Annotated in this window: 12 protein-coding genes; 3 read left to right on the top strand and 9 right to left on the bottom strand. The window is 34.4% G+C overall.

Annotation, left to right across the window (positions count from 1 at the left end):
• Window positions 1–25: 25 nt before the first annotated feature.
• The 3 genes from AC5LWL_RS03855 to AC5LWL_RS03845 all read right to left on the bottom strand — a co-directional run bounded on the left by AC5LWL_RS03855 (window position 26) and on the right by AC5LWL_RS03845 (window position 3,101).
• Window positions 26–1,399, bottom strand: a complete 1,374-nt coding sequence (locus AC5LWL_RS03855) for an NAD(P)-dependent oxidoreductase (protein WP_493436531.1) — start codon at window positions 1,397–1,399, stop codon at window positions 26–28.
• 775 nt (window positions 1,400–2,174) lie between these two features.
• Complete coding sequence (locus AC5LWL_RS03850) at window positions 2,175–2,558, bottom strand: hypothetical protein (RefSeq protein ID WP_493433091.1); 384 nt, start codon at window positions 2,556–2,558, stop codon at window positions 2,175–2,177.
• A gap of 15 nt (window positions 2,559–2,573) precedes the next feature.
• Window positions 2,574–3,101 (bottom strand): hypothetical protein, encoded by a 528-nt coding sequence (locus AC5LWL_RS03845; protein WP_493433090.1) that lies wholly within the window; start codon window positions 3,099–3,101, stop codon window positions 2,574–2,576.
• Window positions 3,102–3,485: 384 nt separating this feature from the next.
• Here AC5LWL_RS03845 and AC5LWL_RS03840 point away from each other — a divergent pair, with 384 nt between their 5' ends.
• On the top strand, window positions 3,486–3,863 hold the full coding sequence (locus tag AC5LWL_RS03840) for a hypothetical protein (RefSeq protein ID WP_493433089.1): 378 nt from the start codon (window positions 3,486–3,488) through the stop codon (window positions 3,861–3,863).
• A gap of 176 nt (window positions 3,864–4,039) precedes the next feature.
• On the opposite strand, the gene AC5LWL_RS03835 is transcribed toward AC5LWL_RS03840, so the two are convergent.
• From AC5LWL_RS03835 to ilvN, 5 genes are all read right to left on the bottom strand, one after another.
• Complete coding sequence (locus tag AC5LWL_RS03835; RefSeq protein ID WP_493433088.1) at window positions 4,040–4,636, bottom strand: DUF3298 and DUF4163 domain-containing protein; 597 nt, start codon at window positions 4,634–4,636, stop codon at window positions 4,040–4,042.
• A gap of 122 nt (window positions 4,637–4,758) precedes the next feature.
• Window positions 4,759–5,562, bottom strand: coding sequence for a DUF4097 family beta strand repeat-containing protein (locus AC5LWL_RS03830; protein WP_493433087.1), 804 nt, complete (start codon window positions 5,560–5,562; stop codon window positions 4,759–4,761).
• A complete protein-coding gene (locus tag AC5LWL_RS03825; protein ID WP_493433086.1) occupies window positions 5,555–6,115 on the bottom strand; it encodes an HAAS signaling domain-containing protein in 561 nt (186 codons plus the stop codon). The genes AC5LWL_RS03830 and AC5LWL_RS03825 overlap by 8 nt, the downstream gene beginning before the upstream one ends.
• On the bottom strand, window positions 6,108–6,431 hold the full coding sequence (locus AC5LWL_RS03820; RefSeq protein WP_493433085.1) for a PadR family transcriptional regulator: 324 nt from the start codon (window positions 6,429–6,431) through the stop codon (window positions 6,108–6,110). Before AC5LWL_RS03820 ends, AC5LWL_RS03825 begins: the two co-directional genes overlap by 8 nt.
• A gap of 704 nt (window positions 6,432–7,135) precedes the next feature.
• Complete coding sequence (gene ilvN / locus AC5LWL_RS03815; RefSeq protein WP_493433084.1) at window positions 7,136–8,614, bottom strand: acetolactate synthase small subunit; 1,479 nt, start codon at window positions 8,612–8,614, stop codon at window positions 7,136–7,138.
• A gap of 120 nt (window positions 8,615–8,734) precedes the next feature.
• Between ilvN and AC5LWL_RS03810 the strand changes: the two genes are divergently transcribed.
• Both AC5LWL_RS03810 and AC5LWL_RS03805 read left to right on the top strand, forming a co-directional pair.
• Window positions 8,735–9,649 carry a LysR family transcriptional regulator gene (locus tag AC5LWL_RS03810; RefSeq protein ID WP_493433083.1) on the top strand — a complete coding sequence of 305 codons (915 nt, stop codon included), beginning with the start codon at window positions 8,735–8,737 and terminating at the stop codon, window positions 9,647–9,649.
• 149 nt (window positions 9,650–9,798) lie between these two features.
• Window positions 9,799–10,233, top strand: a complete 435-nt coding sequence (locus tag AC5LWL_RS03805; RefSeq protein ID WP_493433082.1) for a hypothetical protein — start codon at window positions 9,799–9,801, stop codon at window positions 10,231–10,233.
• A gap of 320 nt (window positions 10,234–10,553) precedes the next feature.
• Here AC5LWL_RS03805 and AC5LWL_RS03800 read toward each other — a convergent pair whose 3' ends face one another.
• The gene (locus tag AC5LWL_RS03800; RefSeq protein WP_493433081.1) at window positions 10,554–11,528 is read right to left on the bottom strand and encodes an alpha/beta fold hydrolase; all 975 of its coding nucleotides are present in this window, start codon (window positions 11,526–11,528) and stop codon (window positions 10,554–10,556) included.
• Window positions 11,529–11,672: the final 144 nt, after the last annotated feature.

The raw sequence follows: 11,672 nt of genomic DNA, 5'->3' as shown, positions 1-11,672 counted from the left end.
CCTTTATTTGTTAAAGATTATTTCGCTACGCTGTTGCAATGATGGAACCAAATAGATTCATATGAATAGCATGAGCAGCCGTTTTACCTTGTTGAGCAGCAGAAACAACCATCGCTTCTCCTTGTCCGTCTCCAAAAATCACATCCCCAGCAGCGTATACCTTTGGATTGGAAGTTTGCAAAGTGTCTGTATCGATTTTGACAATGCCTCTATTATGCTTAATACCAAATGCTTCAATTAATTCCATATAACGTTTTTGACCAACTGCCTTAATTATCGCATCAACTTCCATAACAAATTCAGATCCCTCTACTGGTATAGGACGACGGCGACCAGAACTGTCTGGTTCTCCAAGCACCATTTTGATGCATGCTAATTGTTTCACACTGCCGTTTTCATCCCCGATAATTCTGATAGGTTGTGTCAACCATTTAAATTCAATGCCATCCTGCTTAGCAAATTCATATTCAAATTCATACGCTGTCATCTCGGCTAATGTACGTCTATAAACCATCTGCACACTTTCTGCACCTAAACGCACAGAGCATGTTGCTGCATCAATAGCTGTATTTCCAGCTCCAATTACAGCTATTTTTTTGTCGATAAATTGATCGCTGAGAGGCGGGACTTTTGTGCTTTCTACAAAATCAATCGCATCGTATACCCCTTCTAATTCCTCTCCCTCCATGCCAAGCATCGGAACTTCCGCCATACCAATCGCCAATATGACTGCATCGTATCGGCTTACAATTTCGTCAACCTGAATATCTTGGCCGACTCTTACATTTGTTTGGATTTCTACACCGAGTTTTTCTACTTGTTCTACTTCCCAAAGGGAAATCTCTTGAGGCAGTCGGAATGAAACGATACCGTATGTATCTAATCCACCTGCTTTCTCTTTCGCTTCAAAAATAGTGACTTTATATCCTAAACGAGCTAGTTCCCGCGCAGCAGATAATCCTGCAGGTCCGCCGCCTATAATAGCTACCGTTTTCCCATTCACTTCCCCAGCTTTAAACAACTGTTCGTTATTTTTAATCGCCCAATTTGTTGCATGGCGCTGAAGATTGCCAATCATAATTGGTAGAGAAGCATCATTCAGTACACAAGCCCCTTCGCATAACTCCTCCGTTGGACATACTCTTGAGCAAGTCGCACCAACAGGATTTGCTTCCATAATGACACGTGCAGATCCTTTTAAATTACCTGAAGCAATCTTTTTGATAAAAGAAGGAATATCGATTCCAGTTGGACATGCCTTAATGCAAGGTGCGTCATAGCAATAAAGACATCGATTTGCTTCTTCTAACGTTTCTTTATCTGTTAAATTCGGCTCTATTTCAGAAAAATTCATCGATAAATTCTCTCGTGAAATGGTTTTATTTTTTATTCTATTCATATGCATAATGAGACCCTCCTTACCCTTTTTCAATTGATTTTATAGTACAAATTATTAACTTGCTTTTTTCTAAAATTCCCCATTCCACCTCCTGTTGTCTTATATTTCGGAAAATTCGATTAATTTAGCGTATGCGTGTGTAATTAAACTTATTAAAAGAATAGAATTATTTGAAAAATATAAATATTATAATAATGTATAAATATTATATTGTCAATATTATTAATTGCATTAATTTTATATTTAAGTAACAAAAGATTTTATGAGATCCGCTTAACAAAGCATAAAACCCTTAATATAAAAGGATTATGTATTATTTTATAAGAATATATATATAAGAATTATCAAAAATATTTATATAAAGCAATCAATAAGTATCTATATACTTTTTAATTGCATTTATAATAAATTTGTTAACATTGAGACTTTTGAAAAAGGAATAGTATAAAAAGCATCCTATTTAATATGAGAATGAAGTAATTTTTTTTTTTTTTATTTTGTCAGATAACATCTAAAAGAGGTGGTCGTACTATAGTTTGTTTTAGAAGTGGGGTTAATATTGAATTTTACTAGGAAGCAGACACAATATATAGTGGAATCTTGATGAAGAATGGAAGTTTATGAGAAAAAGGTAATGTCCCACTTTCTATTTTCATTGTTCCATACATGTATAAAAAAAGAGAAGGGCATATGAATACACTGCCTATTTATGGGATACAACGGGCCCAACATCCCCTAGCCAATTAAACGGCTTAAAATGGAGCTTTATCAGAGGTTAATCGTTTTTAAATTGGTCAAGGCCTTTCTTAAATACTTCGAGCACAATATCATGCTGTGTTTTACTTATAACATGCCGTCTAATTTCGTTCAACTCTTCTACAAGTTCTGCATCCAAATAAAGGTTAATCGTTTTTCCTTTATCTTTTGGTTGAATAATATATCCGTTTTCTTTTTCTTTTATTTGTCCTTCCACTAACATTTCGCTACTGATCCAGTCTTTTTGACCAATTAAGATTTCTTCTCCTTCAAAATAGATTTCAGATAAATCACTGTTGAATGAAATGTCGATAGAATTGTTAACTTCACGGTTCAAATCTCTAATATTACGTCCAATTGTTTGATTTTCCACTGTATTTTCCAGTTTGATTTTGACTTTCATAGTCTACTCACTCTCCTAGATTATTTTTTTTAAGCAACTCTCTTGTATCTCTTTCACCATTTTCATTGAGACTTCGAGCTGAATCGTATAATGAAATTGAGCATTTTTTAAACAAGAGTCGATGATGATTCCTGTAAGCAATTTATCGTCGTCGTTTTTGCTTATTTGTACCCGATCTAATACCTCGTATTTTGGCCAAAGATATCCTTTTTGATATAAAAAACTATATACATCGGTTTTTGGATATAAAAATCGTTTTTTTCCTTGTTTCGATTTTAAAGCCCAAAACTTGTCTTTCTCATCGATGACTTCCCCTATATAGCCTTCATCAGCCCACCTTTTTATTGTTGACATATTCGTGTTTTTACCAGTTTTTTCATAAATCAAGTCAGTAATTTCTTTCGAAGAGACATAATTCCCCCTATCTTCTTCCTGTTTTATTACCTCCTTCAATTCCTCGTTTAACTGATGTAAAGTATGTTGATAGCTTGCAATCTTTTCCTCTATCGACTTCATTTTTGTTTCCAGTTCTTCTCTTTTCATTCTTTCACTTCTTTCACTTCTTCTTAGGCGCAAGAAACGGTTCTCTGCTTCTTATTCAGGTAATATTATAAAGCAATAAATATCTTACTTTCAGAATAATTGATACTGAACAAGGAAGCAAGGGGACATTTCTCTACTTTCAATCGAGAGTAAGAAAGTGAAAAGAAACTCTACTGTTTCTTTTTTGGTAATGACTTTGTCTCCAGCCCATTTCATAGAAGACGTATTTCTACGATTCACTAGAACATCAAAATTATTCAACCTACTATCTACTCAGGAAGATAACCCTAAAAAGATTGTTGAGAACAGTCATCAGAATGGAAAATTGAAATGACATCCATTAGATTAAGCGCTATAATAATTTTAAAAAGGGAGGTGTATTTCATGGAAAAGATTTTAAATCAAATTGTAAGCCAATTAAACTCGATGGACAAAAGATTAGGTTCAATGGAAAATAAGATAGACTCATTAGAAGGTAAATTTGGTTCAATGGAAAATAAGATGGATTCATTAGAAGGTAAATTTGGATTTATGGAAAATAAGATGGATTCATCAGATAAAAGACTAGGATCGTTAGAAGAAAATCAAAAAATGCTTATCGAAGAGCAAAGGGAAATGCGTAAAGAAGTTGGATTCTATTATGGAAGTATGATGAATAAGCTGGATGAGACCAAAACAGAATTAAGCAGTGAGATTAAACAAGTTTTTACTATTCAAAAACAGCACCAAAGTGTATTAGAATACTTAAATGAAAAACAATAACTACTTCTCCTACCTACAACCTCAGAAGAAAACTGCAGATTTATTCCATAAAGGACTCTTCATACTTTATATTTCCAATAGGTGAACAGGTATACTTACTCAAAGGGGGGTGGCAGAAATGTGCATATTCGATAAGATTTCCACATTTCTTAAGAGCCCTCCCCCCACTACTCTTATCAAATCATTTTTCCTAATGCCCCCTCTTCCTTAACTATATCTTGAATCTCATAAACAGAAATAGGAAAGTAAGGAAATCCATATGCATATGCCGTTAATTCATATAGCTGATAATAAAGGACGAGTGACTTGTCTGCGATATAGAAATCTTGATTAGGATTAATCGCTTTAAAGGGTTCAAATGTGAAAATATCCCGTTTTTTTATTTGTTGACCAACTAGCTTGGAAAGAACCTCTACATAGGGGCTATTTGGTTTAAACAAATCTGCCAATTTATATTTCTCCCCTGTTTGTATGTTAAAAGTTAAACCGATTATATAAGTAATTCCATGCGCTCCACCAGAATAAGAAAATTGCTCAATCGTTAAACTTAAAATGCCTCTTTCATTCGTTTTCAATTCAAAAGATCCCGTTATCTCGGCTTGTGGGTTTTCATAATAACCTTGCTTTTTAATTAGCTTTCTAACTGTTTTCATGATTTGTTGATTGATCGCGGTTTGAGCAGACTGGTTTTTAAGTCCCTGCACCACTGGTACATAAATATCCAATCTTGGTTCCTTTATTCTGTGAATTGCTATTTGCGTTGGAAAATCCATCTCTTTCCGCCTCCTTTATTTATCTATCTTATAAAGTATTCACGAAACTTGTTTTATTTTCTTGTAGACTAAAAAAAGAAGCTATTTACCTCATGTAAATGGCTTCTTTCTACTATTCGTTATTATTTTACAACGGTAATTCTGCCGTTATTTGTTTTTAGTTTAATTAAGTTGTCTCCATTTCCAATAACAGCATTGCCTTTATATTTATCAAAAATATTAATACTGCCATTATCTACATACACATCAAAAGTAACATTCGATGGCTCTTTTTCGGTTTCCACTTCTATACTGCCATTATCGGTTTCTAAATGCATTGGTCGATCTAAATCTACTGTTTTGATTGATATTTCCCCATTATTTGTTGTCGCCTTGATTTTTCCGCTAACATTATCAAGCATTATTCTACCATTATCTGATTCGACAGCTACATTGGATGAAGAAATATTCCGTATTTCTACACGGCCATTATTCGTTTCAGCTTCTAATGAATCTATTTTTAGATCCGTTAGTTGGACATATCCATTATCGTTATCGATTTCCACTGATTTATATTGTTTCTCTGGCAAATATATCTTTAAAGTTAAGGATTCCGATACAAAATCAAAGTTAATAAACTTAATTCTCTCATCCTTCCATTTTACAGCAAGTGTGTTTCCCACTATATTTGCGGAAAAGATTTTCTTCGTATCTTTGGAACCTCTTCCAGATAACTCTACTTTCGTAACGGATTCCTTTGTCGGCACAATTTTTACACTTGCATTATCTGCATCTACTTTAATAGCAGTAATATTATTATTATCAAATGTCTTTTCCTCTGCAATAGACACACTTTTATCCATTAAGTGAAAAGTAAACAGACTTCCAACTGCTCCGATTACTATTAAAATAGCTGCAGCAATTGATATTTTTTTTCTATTAATCATGTTTTAAACCACCTTTCACAAGTGATACATTAAATTTTAAATAACGAACAAATCCCTTTGCAGCAATTTTTGTTAAAAACAGCATCCCTATCCCAATAAAAAAACCTATTCCACAAAGCAAAAGAGAGAAAAAGAGAGAAAAAAGTTCAAATGTATCAGGCTGAAAGACAACACCTATAAGGACGAGTATTGGCGACATAATAAAGGAAATGCTCATCAACCACCCGGAAAAAATCAATGAAACCAATGCAATAAAAGGCCCAAGTACAATTACTAAATTAAAGAAACCCAAACCAATAACAGCCCAAATAGCTCGGAACATATTCCCTGTTGTTGCCCTGGATTCGACCTTTTCAAGATGGTACGAAGCCAATAACTCTTTGGCGATCTGCTGCGGTGAACCTAATGCCTCAGCAATTTCGTTTTCCGTTTTCCCCTCTTCTAATCCAATTAAAAAATGTTCCTCATAATCCTGTATAATATCTTGGCGTTCTTCATGAGACAACCTATTTAAATCTGCAGATAATTGTTTTAAAAATTGATCTTTATTCATTGTTCACACCTTCTTTTATTAATTGATTCACACCATTAGAAAATTCATTCCATTCTGCGATAAGATCGTGAAGATAGTTTCTTCCCTTTTCTGTAAGCTTGTAATATTTACGAGAGGGTCCTTCCTTTGATTCCTGTAAATAGGTTGTAAAGTATTCTTCTTTCGTTAATCGTCTGAGCAACGGATAAACTGACCCTTCCGAAATTTCAATTTGATCGGATATTCTCTGAACTAATTCATATCCATACCGATCCTTCTTATCTAACAGTACCAGTACACAAAGTTCTAATACGCCTTTTTTAAACTGTACATTCAATGATAAATCACCCTATTCATTTTAGTATAATCCAGTACCATGTATTGTATAGTACCGTTATATAAAAATAACTTATATGTACAATATATCATCCAGTATTATTTATTGCAAGGTACTGTTTTATATATTAATAGCTGCTTTTTCATCCCATATGTCTAATTTTTTTTGTATCAAAAAGGATTTTGTAAGGTGCAATGTGATATTCTCTAAAATTCTATCCCTTTTTGCCGGATAAATTGAAAGTAGTTACGTATAAAAACTATGTTGTTCCATTGCGCTACAGACACTCGGAGGAAGCTGAGCCACCTCGTTGCTACTGCGGGGTCTCAGCCTTTCCTCTACTTCCCGCAGGAGTCGAGTGTCTTCCGCTCCATTTCACTTCGTTTTCAAAAGCTATTTTCTAAAACCTAATTCTTTTACCAAGAAAGAAATGAAATAGATTGGAAAATGGAGCAGCCTGCATACACGTAGACTCCAGTGGGATTAGCGAGACAGATGAGACCCTGCAGGCCAAGGGCCGAAGCGGCTAAAGCTGAGCCCCACGGAAAGCGAAGTGTATGCAGGCTGCGGGTGATTACCACAAACCTTCTTTTTTACATAAATAAAAAACCCAAACCATGATACGAAATGTTTTTTACATCCTCGTATCATGGTTCGGGTTTATCTTCGGCTGGAATACTTGTGTCCCAGCTTCTCCTCTCTTTCTATTCCAGCGTATAAACAAATCCGTGTTTTTTCTCGACTCTTCTATCAAGAATCCAATAAAACATGCTGATTAAAATCATGCCAATCATTAACACAGAATATAATGCAATGGAATGAATCAGGCCAAGCCAATGAGCAGCAAAGCCAAGTCCTAATACAGGGATACTAACACCTAAATACGTTAATACATAAAAGGATGCGATAATGTCACCTCGTGATTGAGTTGGTGATATTTTATTGGTTAATGCCAAGCTCCCTGCAAAAGTTGGTCCATGTCCAAATCCAATTAAAATAGTTGTTAAGAATAAAAGGAAAAGTGATTTTGTTGATAAGGTTAATACTAAAGCAATGAGTCCTAATATTAGCAGAATATATCCGATTAGAACCATATTTTGTATCTGACATTTTTTCAAAACCATTTGACTAACGGTTGAAATAATAAGAACGAGCGCAACAATTGCTCCTGAAATGCCTAAATTAGAGCTCCCAACTAATTGGTTCGTGTAGCTTGGAATAATCGACAGCATTAAACTCATGATCGACCATGCGATAAATGACGTCATGCCAGATAAATAAAATCGACTGCGAATGCCTTTTGGAACAGAAGGTCTATGAAGTTGAATGGTTTTTCGTGAACGATTAACCTTTTCTCCCATGTAGAGTAAGCCAATAAATCCAGGAACTGCGAGTAACATATGAATAAGATAAGAGAGTTTTGTAGGAAATGGTGCATACTCCCCAAGAAACCCTGATAATACAGGTCCTAGTGCATTCCCAACCGTCACTGCCATTGCACCAATAAAGGCTGCTTTCATTCGATTTTGTTTTTTATCTAATTCCGTTAATGCCGCAACTGCTACCCCGTTAAGCATACCAACAGACAGACCTTGAAAAATACGAGAGATTAATAGCATTTCAATATTATTTGACAACATAAAAAATAATGATCCAATAATAGAAAACAATACGCCTGGGATAAGAAGCTTTCTCCTGCCGAGCTGATCAGATAATTGTCCAGATAGAATAATGGTTGGAATCACAACAATGGCGTAGATTGCAAAAAGAAGGGTAACCATACTTGTCGATAAATGCCACTCGGTGCGATAAAGAGCAAGCAAAGGTGAAGGGATATTCGTTCCGAGAAGGGTAATAAATAGACTATAAGCAACTAACCAAAATGATACAGCACGATTAGAAAAAACATGGCTTAATCGATTTCCAACAGCGTTCATCGCATGATGTTGATGCATTACATTCACTTGAATAACATCCATTAAGTTCTCAAGCTGCTGAATTACTTTTTCCAATTTGTTATCTTCCGTTGTGAGAGAGATTTTCATTCTGGATGTATGTATTTCTTTATATTTCCCAACTTTTAATGTATCGATATTAAGACCGCACTGAGTAAACAAACTAGAAACCTGTGATAATATGCCTGGCTGATTTTTAACAATGACCGAAATCATATGTGTTTGCACGTAATCTATTCCTCCTTCTTTCATTTAATTTTATGATATCATTCCATTATATATATGAAAAATATCTGTATTATTTGTTTCCCATATCAAAAAGGTATACTTTTTCAGGAGGAATGATTCATGGATATAAGACAACTTCGGTATTTTTTAGCTATAGCAAAAGAAGGTCAAATTACACGTGCAGCAAAAAAACTAAATATGGAACAGCCACCTTTAAGTCGACAATTAAAATTAATAGAGGAAGAACTTGGTGTCACATTATTTGATCGAGACGGAAGACAAATGAAATTAACAGAAGCAGGAATGATTTTTCAGGTTAAAGCGGAAGGCATTATTCATCAGCTGAATGAAACAATTACGGAAATGAAAGACATTGATCAAGGCATACAAGGCATGCTGTCAATCGGCTCCGTATTCACTTGTGTATCCTTATTACCAGAGAAAATCGCTTCCTTCCGTGAACATTATCCACGTATTACCTTTAAGATTTTAGAAGGAGACCATTCTATCTTAGGAGAGTATTTAGAGAATAGAAATATCGAATTGGTAGTGACAAGGCTCCCGTTTGAATCAAACTATGATTCTAACAGATACTCCATCCTTCCTTTGCCATCCGATCCATTTGTCCTTGTAGTTCCCAAGAAGCAGGATTGGCGACCTGCACAGTCTTCTTTTTTATTAGAAGATTTAGCGGACATCCCTATAATCGCATTAAAAAGTGATAAGACGATTCAATTACATGAAAAAATCGTCAACGAATGCAGACGATTAGGCTTTGAACCGAATATCATATGTGAATGTTCAAGTGTAGCCATTACAATGGCATTAGTCGCAGAAGGAATAGGCGCAACGATTTTTCCTAAATCAGTTCTCTCTTCCTTTCAAATCCCAGATATTGAATTATTTGATATGCCTGATATCACCGTACAATCAGACGTAGGTATTGTGTGGCTTAAAAATCGATATCTTTCTAAAAGCGCCAAGCACTTTATAGAATTGTTTGGGCAGCAAGTGGACGATTCTCTGCTTCCTTAAGGATAAATCAGTTCTCTTCTTCATCAATCTATTTTTTATCAATATATATCTATATCATTAAACGCCTTAAAGGAAAAATGATTATAAGTTTGGGGTTCTAACTCCTTTATTTTTCCCTTTTATTATATACTTTGTTAAAGGGGGCTACTATGAAAGATATCATTAAGATTATTGCTGAAATAGTGAATATTATGCATGATGTAATTATGCATATCGCTGCTCGTATTGGCTGGCAGGCTACAGATAAAGATTTACATTTATGGATAATTGGGATTATAGGAATCATATCTTTTTTTATTGTTCAAGCTGTTTTCAAAAAACTGGCAAAATGGAGTATTACAAGTATTTCCTTTATTTATACCTTTACTTTAATTTTAGTGCTAGTATTTGCGATTGAAATACAGCAAGGAATAACAGGTAGAGGAAATATGGAGTTTGCAGATGCGGTAGTGGGTATCTATGGATTTCTTTTATTTTTCGGATTTTACCTTGTGCTAAAACTCATCCGTTTTGCATTAACCTCATCTAGGAAAAAAAAGAAAAAAAGAGACACAGCTCATAAACAGACTAGATCGAAAAGATAACCCTCTTTCTCCATTCCTTGCAAAAGAAGGGAACAAATAGAATGTTGATTCCCATAAAAAATAAAAAGGAAGTCGGATGTGTTTTTACGCTACATCTGACTTACCTACTTTACTATCTTTCCTCTCCATTTTCATTGGAAATAAATTGCAAGCCGACAGCATATTGATGTCGCTTCTTTTTGCGAACCCATTTAACTAATGCCATTCTCATATAGAATAATTTATTCCATAACAATAGGTGGATATTTCAATTTCCTTATAAAGAAGTTAGAGATGACAAACAAAACCAACAATCCTATCAAACTCATTTGTTCTTATTCTTAGTAATAATCATTCCGTATAAATGCATTAACATAATTGCTCATTTCCTTATATCGAGTCCAGTGTAAATAATGGTGCCCTTCTAAACTAATTATCTTTGAAGAATCATTCCTTAATTGCGTTTCATAAAAAGTTACATTTGATTTTCCATCCGCTGTGACTTTATCTTCTTTTGTAGTGAATATCATGACAGGCATGTTAGAAGGAAATGACATACCATTTGTTTTCTTTATATTATTTTTTATTTCATTCACTTCCTCTACCATATTTTTGTTATAGCCATTCCGTGCAGCAATAATTTTGGTCAACTTTAAATTCTCATCAGAGTAAGTTCCTTTATCCGCTATCGGCAGAATATTTTTAGGAATTAGGTAGGATCCCAACCTAGAAATTCCGATTGGTGCTGCATATCTCATATATTCAGGCAATGTTGGAGCTGGCTCATTAAAATACTCTAAAGCATTAGGCAAAGTGAAATCTATCCCTATAACCGCTTTAATTTCATCTGGATATTTATTTGCATAATACATACTATAGATACCAGAGATGGAGTGTGGCATTAGGATGTACGGACCTTCTATATTTGATTTTTTTAAAGCAGTTCTTATTTCCATTACTATGTTTTCCACTGATCGTTCCTTAGTTGTTTGATCACTCCATCCATAACCAAAAGGCTCTACGACCACAACTTTATTATTTTTCCCCAATTCGTTAATCAAAGGCTCAAAATCCAATACTGGTGCCGCAGTACCTAAGCCACTTAATAATACGATAGTATTTTCTCCATCTCCCTTTGTATAGACATGCATATATTTTCCATCTACTTCCACTAATTGTCCTATTGCTGGATATTTTTTTTGCTCAAATCTATTCATAATATGATGAAAAGCAATCCAAATAAGAAGTGCTGCAATAATAACCAAAAAAATATTTCTTGTAATAATCCATGCTCCCATCCTATTTTTGTTTCTCATTAGTCTCCCTGCTTTCTAAAAGAATTGAATCCTAATTAGTGTAACGGTTAAAAAGGATATTTAGTTTCAATGAATAGACAGTATCCCTGCTATTGGAAACTGATGAGATGGAGTAGTAAAAATGCATATTGGTTTCTTATTTGC

This window comes from Niallia sp. WK069_GA_01 (genome assembly GCF_983173855.1).
The sequence above is the reverse complement of the archived record's forward strand: the minus strand, read 5'-3'. Positions and strand labels throughout refer to the sequence as shown.

What these genes read in the sequence shown, in the direction of transcription:
- AC5LWL_RS03845 (WP_493433090.1), bottom strand. Translation starts at nt 3,101, where the DNA reads ATGAAAAGAGAAGAACTGGAAACAAAAATGAAGTCGATAGAGGAAAAG.
- AC5LWL_RS03840 (WP_493433089.1), top strand. Translation starts at nt 3,486, where the DNA reads ATGGAAAAGATTTTAAATCAAATTGTAAGCCAATTAAACTCGATGGAC.
- AC5LWL_RS03810 (WP_493433083.1), top strand. Translation starts at nt 8,735, where the DNA reads ATGGATATAAGACAACTTCGGTATTTTTTAGCTATAGCAAAAGAAGGT.
- AC5LWL_RS03825 (WP_493433086.1), bottom strand. Translation starts at nt 6,115, where the DNA reads ATGAATAAAGATCAATTTTTAAAACAATTATCTGCAGATTTAAATAGG.
- AC5LWL_RS03855 (WP_493436531.1), bottom strand. Translation starts at nt 1,399, where the DNA reads ATGAATAGAATAAAAAATAAAACCATTTCACGAGAGAATTTATCGATG.
- AC5LWL_RS03830 (WP_493433087.1), bottom strand. Translation starts at nt 5,562, where the DNA reads ATGATTAATAGAAAAAAAATATCAATTGCTGCAGCTATTTTAATAGTA.
- AC5LWL_RS03850 (WP_493433091.1), bottom strand. Translation starts at nt 2,558, where the DNA reads ATGAAAGTCAAAATCAAACTGGAAAATACAGTGGAAAATCAAACAATT.
- AC5LWL_RS03835 (WP_493433088.1), bottom strand. Translation starts at nt 4,636, where the DNA reads ATGGATTTTCCAACGCAAATAGCAATTCACAGAATAAAGGAACCAAGA.
- AC5LWL_RS03800 (WP_493433081.1), bottom strand. Translation starts at nt 11,528, where the DNA reads ATGAGAAACAAAAATAGGATGGGAGCATGGATTATTACAAGAAATATT.
- AC5LWL_RS03805 (WP_493433082.1), top strand. Translation starts at nt 9,799, where the DNA reads ATGAAAGATATCATTAAGATTATTGCTGAAATAGTGAATATTATGCAT.